General features: G+C 70.4%; 19 protein-coding genes. 9 read left to right on the plus strand and 10 right to left on the minus strand.

The genetic code is table 11. From position 1 onward, the window contains the following. Positions 1–210: 210 nt before the first annotated feature. From afsQ1 to AC067M_RS06265, 5 genes are all read left to right on the plus strand, one after another. On the plus strand, positions 211–888 hold the full coding sequence (gene afsQ1 / locus AC067M_RS06245) for a two-component system response regulator AfsQ1 (protein WP_478695792.1): 678 nt from the start codon (positions 211–213) through the stop codon (positions 886–888). Next, positions 885–2,441 (plus strand): ATP-binding protein, encoded by a 1,557-nt coding sequence (locus AC067M_RS06250; protein ID WP_478695793.1) that lies wholly within the window; start codon positions 885–887, stop codon positions 2,439–2,441. The genes afsQ1 and AC067M_RS06250 overlap by 4 nt, the downstream gene beginning before the upstream one ends. A gap of 11 nt (positions 2,442–2,452) precedes the next feature. Beyond that, the gene (locus tag AC067M_RS06255; protein ID WP_478696001.1) at positions 2,453–3,067 is read left to right on the plus strand and encodes a hypothetical protein; all 615 of its coding nucleotides are present in this window, start codon (positions 2,453–2,455) and stop codon (positions 3,065–3,067) included. Between the two features lie 116 nt (positions 3,068–3,183). After that, entirely contained in the window at positions 3,184–3,735 is a 552-nt protein-coding gene (locus tag AC067M_RS06260; RefSeq protein WP_478695794.1) for a VanZ family protein, read from the plus strand. A 184-nt stretch (positions 3,736–3,919) separates the two neighbouring features. Beyond that, positions 3,920–4,123: a PspC domain-containing protein gene (locus tag AC067M_RS06265; RefSeq protein ID WP_133927460.1), complete on the plus strand. Its 204-nt coding sequence runs from the start codon at positions 3,920–3,922 to the stop codon at positions 4,121–4,123. Positions 4,124–4,202: 79 nt separating this feature from the next. On the opposite strand, the gene AC067M_RS06270 is transcribed toward AC067M_RS06265, so the two are convergent. Together AC067M_RS06270 and AC067M_RS06275 are read right to left on the minus strand one after the other, a co-directional pair. Beyond that, the gene (locus tag AC067M_RS06270; RefSeq protein WP_478695795.1) at positions 4,203–4,559 is read right to left on the minus strand and encodes an ATP-binding protein; all 357 of its coding nucleotides are present in this window, start codon (positions 4,557–4,559) and stop codon (positions 4,203–4,205) included. Positions 4,560–4,697: 138 nt separating this feature from the next. Beyond that, positions 4,698–5,861, minus strand: a complete 1,164-nt coding sequence (locus AC067M_RS06275) for an adenosine deaminase (protein WP_478695796.1) — start codon at positions 5,859–5,861, stop codon at positions 4,698–4,700. Positions 5,862–5,974: 113 nt separating this feature from the next. Here AC067M_RS06275 and AC067M_RS06280 point away from each other — a divergent pair, with 113 nt between their 5' ends. Beyond that, the gene (locus AC067M_RS06280; protein WP_478695797.1) at positions 5,975–6,736 is read left to right on the plus strand and encodes an alpha/beta hydrolase; all 762 of its coding nucleotides are present in this window, start codon (positions 5,975–5,977) and stop codon (positions 6,734–6,736) included. A 94-nt stretch (positions 6,737–6,830) separates the two neighbouring features. Here AC067M_RS06280 and AC067M_RS06285 read toward each other — a convergent pair whose 3' ends face one another. Beyond that, on the minus strand, positions 6,831–7,784 hold the full coding sequence (locus AC067M_RS06285) for a LysR family transcriptional regulator (RefSeq protein WP_478695798.1): 954 nt from the start codon (positions 7,782–7,784) through the stop codon (positions 6,831–6,833). Positions 7,785–7,847: 63 nt separating this feature from the next. On the opposite strand from AC067M_RS06285, the gene AC067M_RS06290 reads away from it, so the two are divergent. From AC067M_RS06290 to AC067M_RS06300, 3 genes are all read left to right on the plus strand, one after another. After that, on the plus strand, positions 7,848–9,125 hold the full coding sequence (locus tag AC067M_RS06290) for an MFS transporter (RefSeq protein ID WP_478695799.1): 1,278 nt from the start codon (positions 7,848–7,850) through the stop codon (positions 9,123–9,125). 99 nt (positions 9,126–9,224) lie between these two features. Then, positions 9,225–10,367 carry a DNA polymerase III subunit beta gene (gene dnaN, locus AC067M_RS06295; RefSeq protein ID WP_478695800.1) on the plus strand — a complete coding sequence of 381 codons (1,143 nt, stop codon included), beginning with the start codon at positions 9,225–9,227 and terminating at the stop codon, positions 10,365–10,367. Between the two features lie 109 nt (positions 10,368–10,476). Next, positions 10,477–11,490: a sigma-70 family RNA polymerase sigma factor gene (locus AC067M_RS06300; protein ID WP_478695801.1), complete on the plus strand. Its 1,014-nt coding sequence runs from the start codon at positions 10,477–10,479 to the stop codon at positions 11,488–11,490. Here AC067M_RS06300 and AC067M_RS06305 read toward each other — a convergent pair. From AC067M_RS06305 to AC067M_RS06335, 7 genes are all read right to left on the minus strand, one after another. Continuing rightward, positions 11,374–11,760, minus strand: coding sequence for an STAS domain-containing protein (locus AC067M_RS06305; protein ID WP_478695802.1), 387 nt, complete (start codon positions 11,758–11,760; stop codon positions 11,374–11,376). The genes AC067M_RS06300 and AC067M_RS06305 overlap by 117 nt on opposite strands. Positions 11,761–11,788: 28 nt before the next feature. Further along, positions 11,789–12,382 (minus strand): Uma2 family endonuclease, encoded by a 594-nt coding sequence (locus tag AC067M_RS06310; RefSeq protein ID WP_478695803.1) that lies wholly within the window; start codon positions 12,380–12,382, stop codon positions 11,789–11,791. A 97-nt stretch (positions 12,383–12,479) separates the two neighbouring features. Beyond that, the gene (locus AC067M_RS06315; protein ID WP_478695804.1) at positions 12,480–13,763 is read right to left on the minus strand and encodes a thymidine phosphorylase; all 1,284 of its coding nucleotides are present in this window, start codon (positions 13,761–13,763) and stop codon (positions 12,480–12,482) included. 68 nt (positions 13,764–13,831) lie between these two features. Then, positions 13,832–14,245 (minus strand): cytidine deaminase, encoded by a 414-nt coding sequence (locus tag AC067M_RS06320; protein WP_478695805.1) that lies wholly within the window; start codon positions 14,243–14,245, stop codon positions 13,832–13,834. Beyond that, positions 14,242–15,501, minus strand: coding sequence for an ABC transporter permease (locus tag AC067M_RS06325; RefSeq protein WP_478695806.1), 1,260 nt, complete (start codon positions 15,499–15,501; stop codon positions 14,242–14,244). Before AC067M_RS06325 ends, AC067M_RS06320 begins: the two co-directional genes overlap by 4 nt. Beyond that, entirely contained in the window at positions 15,501–16,619 is a 1,119-nt protein-coding gene (locus AC067M_RS06330) for an ABC transporter permease (protein ID WP_478695807.1), read from the minus strand. Before AC067M_RS06330 ends, AC067M_RS06325 begins: the two co-directional genes overlap by 1 nt. After that, entirely contained in the window at positions 16,616–18,286 is a 1,671-nt protein-coding gene (locus AC067M_RS06335; RefSeq protein ID WP_478696002.1) for an ABC transporter ATP-binding protein, read from the minus strand. Before AC067M_RS06335 ends, AC067M_RS06330 begins: the two co-directional genes overlap by 4 nt. Positions 18,287–18,482: the final 196 nt, after the last annotated feature.

Consider the following 18,482-nt stretch of genomic DNA (forward strand, 5'->3'; position numbering starts at 1 on the left):
CCGGTGTTCGGCCGTGCTTCCTTGCCTGTGCCGAGAAGCTTGCCGAGCCCACTTCATGGCCGTGTCCGCCGACTGTCACAGAGCTGTCACAGGGGTCGTCGTCCCGCGCCGCTGACAGGATCCGCACAGTCCGGTCACGGAGAAGAGCGGTACCGGGACGTAGCCGTACAGGTGTCGCTACCCCGGCCTGCCATGGGCCAGAATGAGCCCGTGCCTTCCCTGTTGCTGATCGAGGACGACGACGCCATCCGTACGGCCCTGGAGCTCTCACTGACGCGCCAGGGGCACCGTGTGGCGACCGCTGCGAGCGGTGAGGACGGTCTGAAGCTCCTGCGGGAGCAGCGGCCGGATCTCATCGTGCTGGATGTGATGCTGCCCGGCATCGACGGGTTCGAGGTGTGCCGGCGCATCCGGCGCACGGACCAGCTGCCGATCATCCTGCTGACCGCGCGCAGCGACGACATCGACGTGGTCGTCGGGCTGGAGTCCGGTGCCGACGACTATGTGGTCAAGCCCGTCCAGGGGCGGGTGCTCGACGCCCGGATCCGGGCCGTGCTGCGGCGCGGCGAGCGCGAGTCCAACGACGCGGCGAGCTTCGGCAGCCTGGTCATCGACCGCGCGGCGATGACGGTGACCAAGAACGGCCAGGACCTCCAGCTCACGCCGACCGAGCTGCGGCTGCTCCTCGAGCTGAGCCGGCGCCCCGGGCAGGCGCTGTCGCGGCAGCAGTTGCTGCGGCTGGTGTGGGAGCACGACTACCTCGGTGACTCGCGGCTCGTCGACGCGTGCGTGCAGCGGCTGCGCGCCAAGGTCGAGGACGTGCCGTCGTCGCCGACGCTGATCCGTACCGTGCGTGGCGTGGGCTACCGGCTGGACACTCCTCAGTGACACAAGGCAAGCAGGGGGGCCGCGGCTGGTCCGCGGTACGCAAGGGACATCTGTCACGGCTGCGCTTCACCAGCCTGCGGTTGCGGCTGGTCGTCGTCTTCGGTCTGGTGGCTCTGACCGCCGCCGTGTCCGCGTCCGGGATCGCCTACTGGCTCAACCGGGAGGCGGTGCTCACCCGTACCCAGGGCGCGGTGCTGCGGGACTTCGAGCAGGAGATGCAGAACCGCGCGGGCGCGCTGCCCGAGCACCCGTCGCAGGACGAGCTCCAGCACACCGCGGGCCAGATGGCCAACAGCAGCCAGCACTTCAGCGTGCTGCTCGTCGCCCAGGACTCCGGCGGCAAGACCGTCTACGGCAGCTCCGGCGGCCTGAGCGGCTTCTCGCTGGAGGACGTTCCCCGGTCTCTGCGGGCGGCCGTGAACAAGCAGCAGGACGTCAGCGACAGCAACAAGTCGCCGTACCACCTGTACTGGCAGCGCGTCGTCGACGACGGCACGCCGTATCTGGTCGCCGGTACGCGCGTGATCGGCGGTGGGCCGACCGGTTACATGCTGAAGTCGCTGGAGCCGGAGGCGAAGGACCTCAACTCGCTGGCCTGGTCGCTGGGGATCGCGACCGGCCTGGCGCTGATAGGGGCCGCGCTGCTCGCGCAGGCCGCCGCCACGACCGTACTGAAGCCGGTGCACCGGCTGGGGATCGCCGCGCGCCGGCTCGGTGAGGGCAAGCTGGACACGCGGCTCAGGGTGTCGGGCACGGACGAACTGGCCGATCTGTCACGGACGTTCAATCTGGCGGCCGAGGCGCTGGAGAAGCGGGTCGCGGACATGTCCGCCCGGGACGACGCCTCGCGCCGGTTCGTGGCGGACATGTCGCACGAGCTGCGTACGCCGCTCACCGCGATCACCGCGGTGACGGAGGTGCTGGAGGAGGAGCTGGACTCCGAGGCCGGCAGCATGGACCCGATGATCGAGCCCGCGGTGCGGCTGGTGGTGAGTGAGACCCGGCGGCTGAACTCCCTGGTCGAGAACCTGATGGAGGTCACCCGCTTCGACGCGGGCACCGCCCGGCTGGTCCTCGACGACGTGGACATCGCCGACCAGATCACCGCCTGCATCGACGCCCGCGCCTGGCTGGACGCGGTCGAACTCGACGCCGAGCGCGGCATCCACTCCCGGCTCGACCCGCGCCGCCTGGACGTGATCCTCGCCAACCTCATCGGCAACGCCCTCAAGCACGGCGGGTCGCCGGTGCGGGTGGCGGTGCGGGTGGAGGACGACCAGCTCGTGATCGCGGTACGCGACCACGGCCCCGGCATCCCCGAGGACGTCCTGCCCCACGTCTTCGACCGCTTCTACAAGGCCAGCGCCTCCCGCCCGCGCTCCGAAGGCAGCGGCCTCGGCCTGTCCATCGCCCTGGAGAACGCCCATATCCACGGCGGTGAGATCACCGCCGCCAACTCCCCGGAGGGCGGTGCGGTGTTCACGCTGCGGCTGCCACGGGACGCCTCCGAGCTGGCGGAACAGGGCGAGAAGGACAAGGAGGACGCCTCGTGAACGTGCGTCTGTTGAACGTGCGCCGCGCGCTCGCGCTTGCGTTGCTGGCCGGGACGCTCGCCGGGCTGCTCAGCGGGTGCGGGATCAGGGCCACGGAGGTGCCGACCGATTTCGGCCCCGCGCCCTCGCGGGCGCGCTGCTCGCTCACCGGGCCGGAGATCTCGACGCAGTCCTCGAGCGGGGTCCCCGTGCGGGTGTTCCTGCTGTGCGGCTCGTCGCTGGTGGCCGTCGACCGGGCCGTACGCGTCCCGGACGGTACGGCGGACACCCGGCGGCGCATGCTGGTGGCGCAGGGCCTGCTGGACCAGCTCGCCGGGACGCCGACGTCCGCGGAGAAAGAGGCCGGGTACACGACGGACGTACGCGGCGGCATGTCGGTGCGCGGACCCGCGCCCAAGGACCCGGAGGACACGCTGCGGCTGAGCACCCCGCCCGGCGACCTCACCTCCTACGCCCTCGCGCAGATCGTCTGTACGTTCTCCGACTCGGCGGCCGCGGAGGGCGACGGCTCCGTCATCCTCGGCGGCCCCGGCGCCGACCCCCTGCACCGCTACGAGTGCACCGACGAGGTCCGCTCCCGCCCCGGCAGCAAGGAGCCACCGTCCTCGCCGGTCACGGAGGGCTGAGGGTCCGACCCGGACGAATGAGCCGAAGCGTCCCCTGAAGGTGAACCGAGCCACAAATGGGGTGTGCCGGGGGGTCTCCCGGAACCGGAGGTGCCGGGGGGCGCGTCTAGGGGGGCGTGCAGCGTCAAGGCTCCATCGGCGGCAGCGCCGCGATCCGCATCCGTGTGACAGGGGGTGTCCTCCTGGTCGCACACCTCGTGCTCGTCGCCTGGTTGACGCTGCGGCCGCTCGACGTCCCCTGGGTGATGCCGGCCAACCTGCATCCGTTCGCCGGTATCCGCGCCGACCTGGCACTGGGCCGGCCCGAGGCGGCGCGGCGTATCGGTGAGGGGCTCGCGCTGCTCGCGCCGCTGGGCGTGCTGCTGCCCCTGGCGCACGGCAGGGCCGCGGTCTCACCCCTGTCGTCCCTGGTCCGTACGGTCACCGTGGGGGCGCTGCTGTCGCTGGGCATCGAGTTGCTGCAGACCGGGGTGCCCGGGCAGGTCGTGGATGTCGACTCGGTGCTGCTGAACACCGTGGGCGTGGCCCTCGCCCACCTCGCGATCGTTCCGGCGGTCCGCCGCCGACTGCGCCGCAGGGTGGAGCGGCGAGAGCAGGCGGTGGTCCGGCAGGAGGACTCGGCTCAGGGTATGACCCCGACGATTCCCAGGGTCGGGATCGCCCCGTAGAGCGACGCTTCGTCCCCTTCGTCGCCGTACCGTTGAAGGCACAGTGAGGCAACCAACCTGGCAGCCTCAACCGACGCCCAGGGCCGTCCGAGACCCACTGCCCCAACGCGCCGGCCGCGAGTGACCCGCAGGGGCGAAGAGCGCCCCGAAGGTGATCGAGCCGTCAAACACGAAGGAGTCGCAGATGACCGCCCTTGCCCGCCCGACCCACGGCCGCATGATCGGCGGAGTGTGCGCAGCGCTGGCACGGCGCTTCGGGACCTCCGCGACGACGATGCGGGTGATCTTCCTGGTGTCCTGCCTGCTGCCGGGACCGCAGTTCCTGCTCTACATCGCTCTGTGGATCCTGCTGCCCTCGGAGGACAAGGCAGCCCGCACGGCCTGGTGAGTCCGCCGTACCCGAACGCCGCTGGGGCGCTCCCGATACTGACGGGAGCGCCCCAACGGCGTATGCGGGTGCGTACGGCTCAGCCCAGCGGGATGCCGTTCACGGGCAGGCCGTGCAGGGGCAGGCCCTGACCCACCGGGAGACCGCCGAGGAGTCCGGCGACCGGCTTGGTCGGGCCGTTGGCCTGGGCCTGCTGAACGGCCGGCTGGGCGGCGGTCAGGCCCGTGCCGAGCGCGGTCTGCCCCTGGGCCAGCGCGTCGCCGGCGCCCGGCAGCGCCTTGGAGACGTTCTCCGCCGGCAGCGTCTTGGTGACGCCGTCCAGGGCCTGGGTGGCGTCCGGGACGGCCGGGGCGGCGTTGGCGGCACCGGCACCGGCGGCGGCGAAGGCGGCACCGAGGGCGGCGACACCGAGGGTCTTGGCAGCAGACTGCTTCATGAAATGCGTCCTCGAATGGGATGACGGGGAACCGAGCGGTAATGGACCGTAAACACGCAACCACACTCGCCGCAAACATCGAAATGCGGACGGATTGTGAAAACCTCGCCGCATTTCGATCCCCGCACGATCCGCAGATCAGCCCTCCGACCCCACAGAACCGCTGGTGGGAGCGGTCTGCTGGAACAGCCATTCGGACTTCAGCTCTGCATATCCGGGCTTGATCACGTCATTGATCATCGCGAGTCGTTCATCGAAAGGAATGAACGCTGATTTCATCGCATTGACGGAGAACCACTGGATGTCGTCGAGCGTGTAACCGAATACGTCGACAAGGTGCTCGAATTCCTGGCTCATGCTCGTCCCGGACATGAGGCGGTTGTCCGTGTTCACGGTCGCCCGGAAGTGGAGCTTACGCAGCAGTCCGATGGGGTGCTCGGCGTACGAGGCCGCCGCGCCCGTCTGGAGGTTGGAGCTGGGGCACAGCTCCAGCGGGATGCGCTTGTCCCGGACGTAGCTGGCGAGCCGGCCGAGCTTCACCGAGCCGTCCTCGTGGACCTGGATGTCGTCGATGATCCGCACCCCGTGCCCGAGCCGGTCGGCGCCGCACCACTGGAGGGCCTGCCAGATGGAGGGAAGCCCGAAGGCCTCCCCGGCGTGGATCGTGAAGTGGTTGTTCTCGCGCTTGAGGTACTCGAAGGCGTCGAGGTGCCGGGTGGGCGGGTAGCCGGCCTCGGCGCCCGCGATGTCGAAGCCGACGACGCCGAGGTCGCGGTAGCGGTTGGCGAGTTCGGCGATCTCCAGGGCGCGGGCGGCGTGCCGCATCGCGGTGAGCAGGGCGCCGACGCGGATGCGGTGGCCGTTCGCCCTGGCTCGCCGCTCGCCCTCCCGGAAGCCCTCGTTGACGGCCTCGACGACCTCTTCGAGGCGCAGCCCCGCCTCCAGGTGCTGCTCGGGGGCGTAGCGCACCTCGGCGTAGACGACGCCGTCCGCGGCGAGGTCCTCGGCGCACTCGGCGGCGACCCGGACGAGCGCGTCCCGCGTCTGCATGACGCCGACCGTGTGCGAGAACGTCTCCAGATACCGCTCCAGGGAGCCCGAGTCGGCCGCCTCGCGGAACCAGACGCCGAGCGCGCCGGGATCGGTCTCGGGGAGGTGGGAGTACCCGGTCTCCCGGGCGAGGTCGACGATCGTAGCGGGGCGCAGCCCGCCGTCGAGGTGGTCGTGCAGCAGAACCTTGGGCGCCCGGCGGATCTGGTCCGAGCTCGGGGTGGTTCCCGTCCGGTCAGTCTGGCTCGTCATTTTCGCACTGTAACGCCTACGCGCGTAGATTGCTCGTTGTACGAATCTGTCGATACGTAACGGTGACCGCACGTCCTAGTGGCGTACACCGGCACTTCTGACACTGTTCTGTCATGGCACAGCAAGCGACGCCGGCCCGAACGGCCCGGCTGGGCAAGGCGATCGGGCCGGAGCCGACGACGGTGAGCGGGGTGGTGCTGCTGCTCCCCGGCGGCGACGAGGTCTCCGACCGCAGGCCGTCCCCGATGTTCGCGGCCGCGTCCGTCCGCGCGCTCGGGCGCCGCCTGTCCCTGCGGGGCCGGGAGGAGGGGCTGGCCACGCATGTCGTGCACTACCGCTACCGCGGGTGGAACGGGAGCGAGGCGCATCTGGCCCGGGACGCGGCGTGGGCCGCGGACGAGGTCGTACGGCGGTACGGGGATGTGCCGGTCTGCCTCGTGGGTCTCGGGATGGGTGGACGGGCCGCGTTGCACGCGGGCGGGCACGATGCCGTCAACTCCGTGCTGGCGATTGCTCCCTGGCTGCCGGAGGAGGATGTGGCGGTGGCACCCGAACCGGTGAAGCAGCTGGTGGGGCGGCGGGTGTTGATCGTGCACGGCACGAATGACGAGCGCAGTGATCCGGAGTTGTCGTTCCGGCTGGCTGCGCGGGCGAAGAAGGCGAACCGGGAGGTGTGCCGGTTCGAGGTGCATTCCGACGGGCACGGGTTGCACCAGTACCGGGATGAGGTGCATGCGCTGGCTGCGGACTTTGTGCTCGGGTGTTTGTTCGGGCGGGCGTTCGCCCGGCCTGTCGAGGATGCGCTTGCCGCTCCGCCGCCGTTGGGGTTGCGGATGCCGTTGGCTTCTGGGTTCGGGAAGTCGGTGAAGCGGTAGGGCGGGGTGCTTTTGGTCGGCTGTGGAGTACGGGGTGTGTGGTTGATCGCGCCCACGCGGCGGAGCCGCACATCGACACAGCCCCGCGCCCCTTTCAGGTCGGCAGCAGCTGGCCCCTTTTGGACAGCAGGAACTTCTTGAACGCTGCCACCGGGGGTGTGTCCGGGCGGCCCGCCAGCCACGCCACGCCGATTTCCCTTACCGCTCTCTGGCCCGTGACCGTCAGTTCCGCCACTCCTGGGCGTGGGACTGCCGGTGGGGGGAGGAGGGCTACGCCCAGGCCCGCTGCCACCAGGCCTCGTAGGGTTTCCGCCTCCTCGCCCTCGAAGGCGATTCTCGGGGTGAAGCCGGCGTCTCGGCAGAGGTCGTCGGTGATGCGCCGGAGGCCGTAGCCGGGCTCGAGGGTGACGAAGGTTTCGTCGGCGGCCTCGGAGAGGCGGATGCGGCGGCGCGCGGCGAGGCGGTGGTCGGCGGGGACGACCAGGCGGAGTTTCTGTTCGTCGAGGCGGCGGGCGACCAGGTCGGGGGCGTCGGGGACGGGCGAGGTGAGGCAGAGGTCGAGTTCACCGGCGCGGAGGCGTTCGATCATGGCCTCGCCGTAGTTCTGGACGAGGCTGAAGCGGACGCGGGGGTGGTCCGCGCGGAAGGCGTGCAGGAGGCCGGGGACGGTTTCGGCGCCCATGGTGTGCAGGAAGCCGAACGCGACCTTGCCGGTGGCGGGGTCGGCGTCGGCGCGGACCTCCTCGGCGGCGCGCTCGACCTCGGCGAGGGCGCGTTCGACGGAGGCGAGGAACGTCCGGCCGGCGGGGGTCAGGGAGACCGTACGGCCGTGGCGGGCGAACAGGTCGACGCCCAGGTCCTGTTCGAGGCGGACCATCGCGCGGGAGAGGGTGGACTGGGGAACGTTCATCTCCTGGGCGGCGCGCGTGACGTGCTCGGTGCGGGCGACTCCGGCGAAGTAGGCGAGGCGGGGAGCCAGCAACATCGTCATGTCTTCTGTGTCACTGCTTGGTGACAGCCGCTGCTGTGACCTTGGTTGATGCACCATGGGAACGATTATGACGATTCCATGCATTGGACGGATGATCGGCTGCGTCCGTACCGTCGAAGCATGACTCCCGCCGATACCGGGGCGTCCACCGTCGTGGGCGCCACCGCTTCCGTTCCCGCCACCACCGACTCCCGTATGGCCCCCGGCGGGCCCGGCTACCGCCGGATGAGTTTCGCGCTCTTCCTCGCCGGTGTCGCGACCTTCGCGCTGCTGTACTCCACCCAGGCCCTGCTTCCGTTGATCTCCGGCGAGTTCGGGGTCGCGGCGAGCGAGGCGAGCTGGACGGTGGCGGCCGCGACGGGCGGTCTGGCGGTGTTCGTCCTGCCGATGAGCGCGCTGTCGGAGCGGTTCGGGCGGCGTGCGGTCATGACGGCGTCGCTCGCGGTCGCGGTGAGTATCGGACTGCTGGTTCCCTTCGCTCCCTCGCTGGGTGTCCTGGTCGTGCTGCGGGCGCTCCAGGGTGCCGCACTGGCCGGGCTGCCCGCGTCGGCGACCGCCTACCTCGCGGAGGAGGTCCGGCCGAAGGCGCTGATCACGGCGATCGGCCTGTTCGTCGCGGGCAACAGCGTCGGCGGCATGAGCGGCCGCGTCATCACCGGATGGGTCGCCCAGGAGTGGGGCTGGCGGGTCGCCGTCGGAGTGATCGGCGCGCTCGCGGTGGCGTGCGCGGTGGCGTTCCGGCTGCTGCTCCCGGCGCCCCAGCACTTCACGCCGGGCTCGCTGCGGCCGCGGGTGCTGGCCCGTACGGTCCGCGACCACCTGGCCAACCCGCTGCTGCGCCGCCTGTACGCGATCGGCGCGCTGTTCATGACGGTCTTCGGCGGTGTGTACACCGTCATCGGCTACCGCCTGACGGAGGCCCCGTTCTCCCTGCCTCAGGGCATCGTCGGCTCGATCTTCCTGGTGTACCTGGTGGGCACGCTGTCGGCGTCGACCGCGGGCCGGCTGGTGGGCCGCTTCGGCCGCCGGGGCGCCCTGTACCTGGGCGGCGGCACGACGGCGACGGGCCTGCTGCTGTCGCTGGCCGACTCCCTGCCGCTGGTCCTGCTGGGCCTGGTCCTGATCACGGCGGGCTTCTTCGCGGGCCACGCCGTGGCGTCCTCGGCGGTCAGCAAGACGGCCACGACCGGCCGCGCGCAGGCCTCGGCGCTCTACCAGTCGGCGTACTACATCGGCTCCAGCGCGGGCAGCACGGTCGGCGCGATCGCCTTCCACGCGGGCGGCTGGGCCGGAACGGTCGGCGTCGGTGTCCTCGCGGTGCTCGGGGTCGTGACGATCACGGCCTTCGGGTCGCGGGCGGCCCGGGTGGAGCGACGGCGGCAGATGCTGGCTGCCTGATTCCTTCCCTCTGCGCGTACGTTCCCCCTGCTCGGGGCCGGTTGTCAGTGGGCGCGGATAGCGTCCACGGGTCAACTGGGCCGAGCAGGGGGTTTGTTCATGGAGTTCCGGGTCGAGCGCGGGGTCCTCGCCGAGGTGGTCGGATGGGCGGCACGCGCGCTGCCCGCCCGTACGCCCGTGCCGGTGCTGGGCGGGCTGCTGCTGGAGGCGGCGGCGGGCCGGCTGAGCATCTCGGGGTTCGACTTCGAGACGGCGGCGCGCATCGACACCGACGCGGAGGTCGTGGCGGACGGCACCGTGCTCGTCCTGGGGCGCAGGCTGCTGGACATCTGCAAGGTGCTGCCGGACGGGCCGGTGAGCTGCGCCCTTGAGGGCACGCGGTTCACGGTGGAGGCGGGCGGCACACGGTTCGGCCTGTCGACGCTGCCCCGCGAGGAGTACCCGACACCGCCGCTGCCGCCCGAGGTGTACGGCTCCGTGGACGCCGCCGCGTTCGCGGCCGCGGTCGGCCAGGTCGCCGTGGCGGCGGGCCGCGACGACACGCTTCCCGTGCTCACCGGAGTCCAGGTGCGGCTGGCCGGGGACACGATGACGCTGGCCGCGTCGGACCGCTACCGGTACGCGGTACGGCGGCTGGAGTGGAAGCCGGAGGCGGGAGCGGTCGAGGGGGAGGCGGAGGCACTGCTGCCGGCGCGGCGGCTGCTGGACGTGACGCGGTCGCTGGCGCGGTGCGGTGATGTGCGGATCGGGCTGGACGCCACGGCGGGCGGTGGTCTTGTCGGGTTCGAGGGCGGCGGGATGCGCAGCGTCGTTCGGCAGCTGGAGGGGCGGCTGCCCGCGTACGGGTCGCTCTTCGACACGGCGGGGGCCGCGGTCGCCGAGATGGGGTGCGAGGAGCTGCGGAACGCGGTGCGGCGGGTCGCGGTGGTGGCGGAGGCGAACAGCCCGGTGCGGCTGGACTTCTCCGGCGGGCCCGGCCCGGGGTCGGTGCTGCTGGGCGCCGGGTACGGCGACGACGTGGCGGCACAGCGGCTGCCGGCGTCGCTGAGCGGTGCCGAGGAGGTCACCGTAGCGTTCAACCCGGCGTACCTGCTGGACGCGCTGAACTCCTTCGAGGCGCCCCGGCTGCGGCTTGAGCTGCTGGGGGCGGGGCAGCGGGCGCTGCTGGAGTCGGTCGCGGCGGACGGGGTCGCGGACGGATCGCACCGGCATCTGCTGATGTCCGTACGGCAACTGGTCTGACCTGCGCTTTCGCGCGCTCGGGGGGCCATTGTCAGTGGGGTGCGATAGCTTCCGAAGTACTGGGCGCACAAGGGTGTGACAGAACGGCCACAGGGGTGGGTGGACCACGATGAGCAACGGCACGGCGACGACAGACATCGATCTCCAGCTGGAGAAATACCGGGTCGAACTGACCGGGTACTGCTACCGCATGCTCGGTTCCTCCTTCGAGGCCGAGGACGCGGTGCAGGACACGATGGTCCGCGCCTGGAAGAGCCTCGAGAAGTTCGAGGGCCGCTCCAGCCTCCGCTCCTGGCTCTACCGCATCGCGACGAACGTGTGCCTGGACATGCTGACGGCGGGCAACAAGCGCGCCCGGCCGATGGACCTCAGCGAGTCCACCCCGCTCGCCCAGGCGGCCCTCTCCCCGCGCCCCGACCACACCTGGCTGGAGCCGATGCCGGACACCCGGGTGCTGCCGACCGTGGAGGACCCGGCGGAGGCGGCCGTCGCCAAGGAGTCGGTCCGGCTGGCCTTCATGGCGGCGCTGCAGCAGCTGCCGCCGAAGCAGCGGGCGGTGCTGATCCTGCGTGAGGTGCTGGCGTGGAAGGCGAGCGAGGTCGCCGAGCTGCTCGGCACATCGGTCGCGTCGGTCAACAGCGCGTTGCAGCGGGCCCGGGCGACCCTCGCCGAGCGGGACGGCCAGGGGCCCGAGGGCTCCGTCTCGGACCCGTTGGACGAGGAGCAGCAGAAACTCCTGGAGCGCTATGTGGCGGCGTTCGAGGGGTACGACATGACGGCCCTGACCGCCCTCCTCCACGAGGACGCGATCATGACGATGCCGCCGTTCGACCTGTGGCTGCGCGGCACCGCCGACATCACCGGCTTCATGACGACCCTCGGCTCCGCCTGCGAGGGATCCCACCTGGTGCCCGTCCAGGTCAACGGTTTGCCGGGCTTCGCCCAGTACAAGCCCGACGAGGAGAACGGCGGATTCACTGCCTGGGCGGTCCAGGTCCTCGAACTCTCAGACAGCCGAATCACCGGGTTCCACTGCTTTCTCGACACCCAGCGCTGGTTCCCGCTCTTCGACCTCCCCCTCCACCTCGAACCGAAGCCCGACGAGGTCCAGCAGAGCGTGTAGCCCCGGATCGGGGTCGCGGAGCCGTATCCGTCCCCCGGCCCGCCGCGCGGCGAGCTGAAGCCGCGCGAGCAGATCGACGATCCCGAGGCCCGGTGGGCCAAGCCCTCCCACGTCACATACGACGACTATGGCCCCGGTGTCCGCGATGAGCGCCCGCACGCCATCACACAGCCGCGTCACCTCATCCCGGGTGACGGGGCCTGCGAGTACGAGTACGGGGGGTGTCGTGGCGTCCACGATTTGTAGACCTGGTGGGGAACCACAACTCATCGGGGACGACTTGGCGGGCTAAGTCGATTCAGGTGAGCGGGAAGATGCCGGTGTCCAGAACCAACTTGAACGGGGCGGGCAGTGTCAACTCCTCGCCGTACTCCACTGAGGCAAGCACACGGTAAGTGCCGTTCTGCGGCTCACCGTACAGCGTCGCTGTCGGGCGACCGGACTGCCAGGCATCCAAGAGGAGGTAGAGCGGCACACCGGCTACGGCATAGCCGTGGGCTTTCTTGATCCGGTCATGGTTCGCATTGCTCGGAGACGTGACCTCGACCACCAGTTCAGCCTCGCCGGCGTGTACTCGCGTCCCGCGACGCAATGCTTCCCTGGGTACCACACACAGGTCGGGCATGAACAAGCTGCCCGTCTCGGGGCATGACAGCCCGAGTGTCTGATAAATGCCCCAGTTGCAGTCAGGAGGAATTGCGCCGTACAGGCGTTCCTGAACCAGCTCAGCAGTGTCGTTGTGCTCTTCGGACGGTGGAGGCGACACGGTGACGACCCCTTCGATGATCTCCACCTTGCTGCCCTCGGGGGCGTCCGTCTCCTCCCAGACACGGACGATCTCGTCCCAGCCCGTTCCCCTTGGGGACTCGGGCTCGACGCTGAGTGCGCTCATGGCGGTGTCTCCAATCGGTGCGTCACCGATCCCAGCATGCCGAACGGGACCGGCGGTGGTCCACCGATCCCGTTCACCCGAAAGGGAAATCGCCTGGTCAGGCGATACGTTCCAGCACCACCGGGGACGGCGTGAACTCCGTCCCCGCGGCCTCGATGTCGTACGAGCCCTCCACCGCCTGGAGCGCGTACTCGAAGCGCTCCGGCGTGTCCGTGTGGAGGGTCAGGAGGGGCTGGCCCTCCGTGACCGTGTCGCCGGGCTTGGCGTGGAGTTCCACGCCTGCTCCCGCCTGCACCGGGTCCTCCTTGCGGGCGCGGCCCGCGCCGAGGCGCCAGGCGGCTATGCCGATGTCGTAGGCGTCGAGACGAGTCAGGACACCCGATGCGCCCGCCTTCACCACGTGCTGCTCCCGCGACGTCGGCAGGGGGGCGTCCGGGTCGCCGCCCTGGGCCGCGATCATGCGGCGCCAGACGTCCATCGCGGAGCCGTCAGCGAGGGCCTTCGCGGGGTCGGCGTCCTTCACGCCCGCCGCGTCGAGCATCTCGCGGGCGAGGGCGATCGTCAGCTCCACCACGTCCGCCGGGCCGCCGCCCGCCAGGACCTCGACCGACTCGCGGACCTCCAGGGCGTTGCCCGCCGTCAGGCCCAGCGGGGTCGACATGTCCGTCAGCAGCGCGACAGTCTTCACGCCGTGGTCCGTGCCCAGGCCCACCATCGTGGACGCCAGCTCGCGGGCGTCGTCCAGCGTCTTCATGAAGGCGCCCGTGCCCACCTTCACGTCCAGCACCAGCGAGCCCGTGCCCTCCGCGATCTTCTTCGACATGATCGAGGAGGCGATGAGCGGGATCGCCTCGACCGTGCCGGTGACGTCCCGCAGGGCGTACAGCTTCTTGTCGGCGGGGGCGAGGCCGTCGCCGGCCGCGCAGATCACCGCGCCCGTCCCGTCCAGCACGGACAGCATCTCCTCGTTGGAGAGCAGCGCGCGCCAGCCGGGGATCGACTCCAGCTTGTCCAGCGTCCCGCCGGTGTGGCCGAGCCCGCGACCCGAGAGCTGCGGGACCGCCGCGCCGCAGGCCGCCACCAGCGGGGCCAGGGGCAGCGTGATCTTGTCGCCGACGCCGCCCGTGGAGTGCTTGTCGGCGGTGGGGCGGGACAGCGACGAGAAGTCCATGCGCTCGCCGGAGGCGATCATCGCGGCCGTCCAGCGGGCGATCTCGCGGCGGTTCATGCCGTTGAGCAGGATGGCCATCGCGAGGGCCGACATCTGCTCGTCGGCGACCCCGCCGCGCGTGTACGCGTCGATGACCCAGTCGATCTGCTCGTCGCTGAGCTCACCGCGGTCCCGCTTGGTGCGGATGACGGAGACGGCGTCCATGGCCATGGCTTTCCTTCCGAACGTTCAGAAAAGTGCGCGGCCCCCCTGAGTGCTTCAGAGGGGCCGCACAGGAGTTACTTGGGGAGATGGCCCGGCCCGAAGGCCTGCGGCAGCATCTCCGACAGCGGCAGGATTCCCGCCGGGGTCTCCAGGAGCAGGCCCGGGCCGCCGAACTCGTACAGCAGCTGGCGGCAGCGACCGCACGGGACGAGGACGTCGCCCTTGCCGTCCACACAGGTGAAGTGCGTGAGCCGGCCGCCGCCGGTGTTCTGCAACTCCGAGACCAGCCCGCACTCCGCGCACAGGCCGAGGCCGTACGAGGCGTTCTCGACGTTGCAGCCGGAGACGATCCGCCCGTCGTCGACGAGGGCCGCCACGCCGACCGGGTAGCCGGAGTACGGGGCGTACGCCCGGGACATGGCGTCCCGGGCCACCGTCCGCAGCTTCTGCCAGTCGACCGAGTCGGCAGGCGTGGCGGCGGGGGTCACTTGCCCTGCCCCTTCCGGTACGGCATGCCGTCCGCCTTCGGCATGCGCAGCCGCTGGGCGGAGAGGGAGAGCACCAGGAGGGTCACGACGTACGGGGCCGCGGAGACGACCTGGCGCGGGACCTCGTCCACGCTGGCGTACCAGAGGAACATCAGCGCCGAGACCCCGAGGGTGATCGCGGAGCTGACGGCCCTCCTCTTCCACACCAGGTACGCCGCCCCGATCACCAGCAGGATCGCCAGGAGCAGGATCAGCGCGTGCACGTTGGTGGTGCCGCCGCGCAGGTTGAGGCTGTCGGTGTAGCCGAACAGGCCCGCGCCCAGCGCCAGTCCGCCCGGCATCCAGTTGCCGAAGATCATCGCGGCGAGACCGATGTAACCGCGGCCGGCGGTCTGGCCGTCCAGGTACACGTTGGACGCGACGATCGACAGGAAGGCGCCGCCGAGACCGGCGAAGCCGCCCGAGACGATCACGGCGATGTACTTGTACTTGTAGACGTTCACACCGAGGGACTCGGCCGCGACCGGGTTCTCGCCGCAGGAGCGCAGGCGCAGACCGAAGGCGGTGCGCCACAGCACGTACCACGTGGTGGGTACGAGGGCGACGGCGACGACCGTCAGCGGCGACAGGTTGGTGACCAGACCGCCGACGAGGCCCGCGATGTCGGAGATCAGGAACCAGTGCTTCTCGTTGAGCGTGTCCAGCCAGTCGGTCAGACCCGGGATGTCGAAGGTGCCGAGCGAGTCGATCGGCGGGGACTGCTTGGAGGAGCCCTGCGGGGCGTTCTCGAAGGTGAACTTCGACAGGTACCGGGTGGTGCCGAGGGCCAGGATGTTCAGCGCCACACCGGAGACGATGTGGTTGACGTTGAACGTGACCGTGGCGATGGCGTGCAGGACGGCGCCCAGCGCGCCGCCGATGATGCCGAAGACGACACCGGTCCACGGGCCCCACTGGTAGCCGGCCCAGGCGCCGAACCAGGTGCCGAGGATCATCATGCCCTCGAGGCCGATGTTGACGACGCCCGCGCGCTCGGCCCACAGACCGCCGAGGCCCGCGAGGCCGATCGGCACGGCGAGGCGCAGCGCGGTGGACATCTGGCCGGTCGAGGTGATGCCGTCCGCGCCACTGATCAGGCGGACGACCGAGGTGAGGACCAGCACGCCCGCGATGATCAGCAGGAGTACCGGGAGAGACATGCGGCGGCCCTTGCCGGGCTGCTTCGCCTGCGGCTTGGCGGTGGTCACGGTGCTCATCAGGCCGCCACCTCCTTCTTCTGGTTCTGGGCGGCCGCGGCGAGTTCGGCGCCGACCCGCTTCTGCTGGCGGCGCAGACCCCACTGGCGTACGGCCTCGTACGAGATGACGACCGCGAAGACGATCAGGCCCTGCATGATCGTGGCGATCTCCTTCTCGTACGCCACCGGGGTCGCGTAGTCGAGGGCGGGAGAGGCCTTGTCGAGGAAGGCCCACAGGAGGGCCGCGAGGGCGATGCCGCCCGGGTTGTTGCGGCCGAGCAGGGCGATGCCGATGGCGGTGAAGCCGAGGCCCGCGGGGAAGCTCAGGCTGTAGGTGTGGGCGTCGCCGAGCAGCAGGGGCAGGCCGGAGATGCCGGCGACCGCGCCGGAGATCAGCATCGCGGTGAGGACCATGCGCTTGGCGCTGACGCCGGAGGCCGCGGCGGCCGTCTCGGACTCGCCGGTGGCCCGCAGGTCGAAGCCGAAGCGGGTGCGGTTGAGGACGAGCCAGTAGCCGATGCCGAGGGCGACGGCGAGGAAGACCAGGCCGTAGATCTCGCCGACGTCGGCGCCCAGGTTGATGCCGGGCACCCAGCCGGACTCCTTCATCTCACCGGTCGTGACGTTGTCACCGACCAGGACACCGAAGTTCTCGCGGAGGGTGAGGTAGCCGATGAGGCTGGTGGCGATCGCGTTGAGCATGATCGTCGCCACGACCTCGCTGACGCCGCGGGTCACCTTCAGCACGCCCGCGATGCCGGCCCAGAAGGCGCCGGTGAGCGCGCCGACAAGGAGCAACAGCGGGATCTGGAGGAAGGACGGCAGCGCCACGTGCGCGCCGACCACCGCGGTCATCATCGCGCCGAGGCGGTACTGGCCGTCGACACCGATGTTGAACAGGTTCATGCGGAAGCCGAGGGCGACACCCAGTGCGGCGATGTAGTACAGCGACGCCTGGTTGATGATCAGCACCTGCACGTCGGAGTAACCGACCTGCTCCAGCATCAACCGGTACGGCTCGAACGGGTTCTTGCCGGAGGCGATCAGTACGACCGAGGTGAGCAGGATCGCCGCCACGAGCGCGATGACCGGGCCGGCCACCGCGATGAGCACGCGGTCCTTGTCGAACTTCTTCATCGGGCCTCGTCCTCCGGACCGGCAGCTTCCTCAGTGGTTTCCACGGTTTCCACGTGTTCCAGGTGACCGGAGGCGGCACCGGTCATGGCCGAGCCCAGTTCCTCCGGGGTGATGGTGGCCGGGTCGGCGTCCGCGACCAGCCTGCCGTTGTAGATCACGCGGAGGGTGTCCGACAGTCCGATGAGCTCGTCCAGGTCGGCGGAGATCAGCAGGACGGCCAGGCCCTCGCGGCGGGCCTCGCGGATACGGTCCCAGATCTGGGCCTGCGCGCCGACGTCCACACCGCGGGTGGGATGGGCGGCGATCAGGAACTTCGGGTTGTGGCTCATCTCGCGGCCGACGATCAGCTTCTGCTGGTTGCCGCCGGAGAGGGAGGCGGCGGTGACGTCGATGCCGGGGGTACGGACGTCGTACTCCTCGACGATCCGGCGGGTGTCGGCCTGGGCGCCCTTGGGGTTGAGCCAGAAGCCCTTGGCGTTGGGGGCCTCGGTGACATGGCCGAGGATGCGGTTCTCCCAGAGGGGGGCCTCCAGGAGCAGACCCTGGCGGTGGCGGTCCTCGGGGATGTAGCCGACGCCGGACTCGCGGCGCTTGCGGGTGGGCCAGGGGGTGATGTCCTCGCCGAGGAAGTGGATGACGCCGGAGTCGGCGTTCTTGGTGCCGATCAGCGCGTCGATGAGCTCGGTCTGGCCGTTGCCCTCGACACCGGCGATGCCCATGACCTCACCGGCGTGGATGGTGAAGGTGACGTCGTCCAGGACGCGCTTGACCTCGCCGCCCTCCGGGGCCAGGTTGACGCCGCCCGAGGGCTCGGCGTCCGCGCCCAGGGAGGCGCCGCCGCTGGCGTAGACGGTGAGGTTCCGGACCTGGATCACGGCCTTGTCGGTGACCGTGGACTCGGCCGTCTCCGGGGTGGGCAGCTCGCTGCCGACCATCATCTCGGCGAGCTGGCGCGGGGTGGTCTCGGAGGGGACGGCGGAGCCGACCGTGGTGCCGCGCCGGATGACGGTGATCTCGTCGGCGACCGACAGCACCTCGCCCAGCTTGTGCGAGATGAAGATGACGGAGAGGCCCTCGGACTTCAGTTCGCGCAGGTTGTCGAAGAGCGCGTCGACCTCCTGCGGGACCAGCACGGCGGTCGGCTCGTCGAGGATCAGGGTGGTGGCGCCGCGGAAGAGCACCTTGAGGATCTCGACGCGCTGGCGGTCGGCGACACCGAGGTCCTCGACGAGGGCGTCGGGGCGGACGCCGAGGCCGTAGCGGTCGGAGATCTCCTTGATCTTCTTACGGGCGCCGCCGCCGATGCCGTGCAGCTTCTCGCTGCCCAGGACGACGTTCTCCAGGACAGTGAGGTTGTCGGCCAGCATGAAGTGCTGGTGGACCATGCCGATGCCGCGGGCGATGGCGTCGGCGGGCGAGGAGAAGGAGACCTGGTTCCCCGCGACGGCGATGGTGCCCTCGTCCGGCTTCTGCATGCCGTAGAGGATCTTCATCAGCGTCGACTTGCCGGCGCCGTTCTCGCCGACGAGGGCGTGGACGGTGCCTTTTCGGACCGTCAGGTGAATGTCGTGGTTGGCGACGACACCCGGGAATCGTTTGGTGATCCCCGCCAGCTCGACCGCGATCGTCGACTGTGCGGTGAGCGGAGGGCTGCTGGACGCGTCGATGGCGCACTCTCCTTGGGAAAGGGGCCGCTCTACGCGCGTAGCGCCCCTGCTTTAAATAGTGCCCGGACCTGACCGGTTCTTTCAGTACCCGATCCGTTCCGAGCATTCTGCCGCGCGGACGGGGTGCCCCGGCCGCCACTCTCGCGCGACAGACGGGAGCGTGGCGGCCGGGGTACGGTGAGGCATCCTCCCCGTA

Source organism: Streptomyces sp. NPDC043427, assembly GCF_056436655.1.

Excerpts from the sequence above, each read along its gene's own strand:
- AC067M_RS06270 (WP_478695795.1), bottom strand. The coding sequence starts at position 4,559 with ATGAAGCAGTCTGCTGCCAAGACCCTCGGTGTCGCCGCCCTCGGTGCC.
- AC067M_RS06300 (WP_478695801.1), top strand. The coding sequence starts at position 10,477 with ATGAGCAACGGCACGGCGACGACAGACATCGATCTCCAGCTGGAGAAA.
- AC067M_RS06325 (WP_478695806.1), bottom strand. The coding sequence starts at position 15,501 with ATGAGCACCGTGACCACCGCCAAGCCGCAGGCGAAGCAGCCCGGCAAG.
- AC067M_RS06305 (WP_478695802.1), bottom strand. The coding sequence starts at position 11,760 with ATGAGTTGTGGTTCCCCACCAGGTCTACAAATCGTGGACGCCACGACA.
- AC067M_RS06280 (WP_478695797.1), top strand. The coding sequence starts at position 5,975 with ATGGCACAGCAAGCGACGCCGGCCCGAACGGCCCGGCTGGGCAAGGCG.
- AC067M_RS06285 (WP_478695798.1), bottom strand. The coding sequence starts at position 7,784 with ATGGTGCATCAACCAAGGTCACAGCAGCGGCTGTCACCAAGCAGTGAC.
- AC067M_RS06290 (WP_478695799.1), top strand. The coding sequence starts at position 7,848 with ATGACTCCCGCCGATACCGGGGCGTCCACCGTCGTGGGCGCCACCGCT.
- AC067M_RS06310 (WP_478695803.1), bottom strand. The coding sequence starts at position 12,382 with ATGAGCGCACTCAGCGTCGAGCCCGAGTCCCCAAGGGGAACGGGCTGG.
- AC067M_RS06330 (WP_478695807.1), bottom strand. The coding sequence starts at position 16,619 with ATGAAGAAGTTCGACAAGGACCGCGTGCTCATCGCGGTGGCCGGCCCG.
- AC067M_RS06265 (WP_133927460.1), top strand. The coding sequence starts at position 3,920 with ATGACCGCCCTTGCCCGCCCGACCCACGGCCGCATGATCGGCGGAGTG.
- AC067M_RS06275 (WP_478695796.1), bottom strand. The coding sequence starts at position 5,861 with ATGACGAGCCAGACTGACCGGACGGGAACCACCCCGAGCTCGGACCAG.
- dnaN (WP_478695800.1), top strand. The coding sequence starts at position 9,225 with ATGGAGTTCCGGGTCGAGCGCGGGGTCCTCGCCGAGGTGGTCGGATGG.
- AC067M_RS06315 (WP_478695804.1), bottom strand. The coding sequence starts at position 13,763 with ATGGCCATGGACGCCGTCTCCGTCATCCGCACCAAGCGGGACCGCGGT.